Origin of the sequence: Olavius algarvensis spirochete endosymbiont (genome assembly GCA_900608495.1) — a bacterium.
GTDB lineage: Bacteria > Spirochaetota > Spirochaetia > DSM-2461 > DSM-2461 > UBA2779.
Genome location: UWYT01000043.1, coordinates 1 through 652, shown reverse-complemented (window position 1 = coordinate 652; position 652 = coordinate 1). Strand labels below are relative to the sequence as shown.

1 protein-coding gene is annotated in these 652 nt (G+C 40.8%); it reads right to left on the bottom strand.

Annotated elements, in window-relative coordinates:
- Window positions 1-96: 96 nt before the first annotated feature.
- The gene (locus S1OALGB6SA_RS00885; RefSeq protein WP_230204333.1) at window positions 97-444 is read right to left on the bottom strand and encodes a helix-turn-helix domain-containing protein; all 348 of its coding nucleotides are present in this window, start codon (window positions 442-444) and stop codon (window positions 97-99) included.
- Window positions 445-652: the final 208 nt, after the last annotated feature.

The following is a 652-nucleotide window of genomic DNA, read 5'->3' as shown; positions in this document are numbered from 1 at the left end:
AAGGGTTTGATATCTGCAAGCTGATGCCTAAAGGCCCTGGATGAGCCGCTTGGGGTTGGAGGGGTAGGATGAGTAAAAAATATCTACAGGAGCTCTTTATCTGTTTTGAAATCCTTGATGTAGAAATGAATCTAAAAATTCCAGAACCATTTTCTGTTTTGTTGTAGGTAGTTGTTGAATCTGTTCAAGACGCTGCTGTAATTTCGGGGCTGGACCAGGTTTACTTTTTTCCTTTAACCCTACTAAGGTTTCAAACCCAATCTGAAGAATCACTGTTATCTGAAAAAGGAGACGTGCGTGTATACGTCTTTGTCCCAATTCATAATTTGCCATAAGCTGTTGGGAGATACCAAGTTTTTCAGCAAGTTGTTTCTGGCTCAAGCCTGATTTTTTGCGGTTATTTGAGATTCTTTGTCCGAGTTGTAATGAGAATGAATCAACCATTTTCACAATAATACAGTTATTCTCTCACAGCAATTTTTTTTGCAGTTGACATACTGCATATAGCAGTATACTCTAGCTGAGTTAGAAATATCGCTAACACTCTTGACACACTTTTGCAAGCCCCGCTCTTGTTGGAGCGGTTTAAGGAAATGGCCGTCCCAAGCGTTCACCAAACCTTTCGGGACGGGCCAAGAAAACAAAAAGGAGC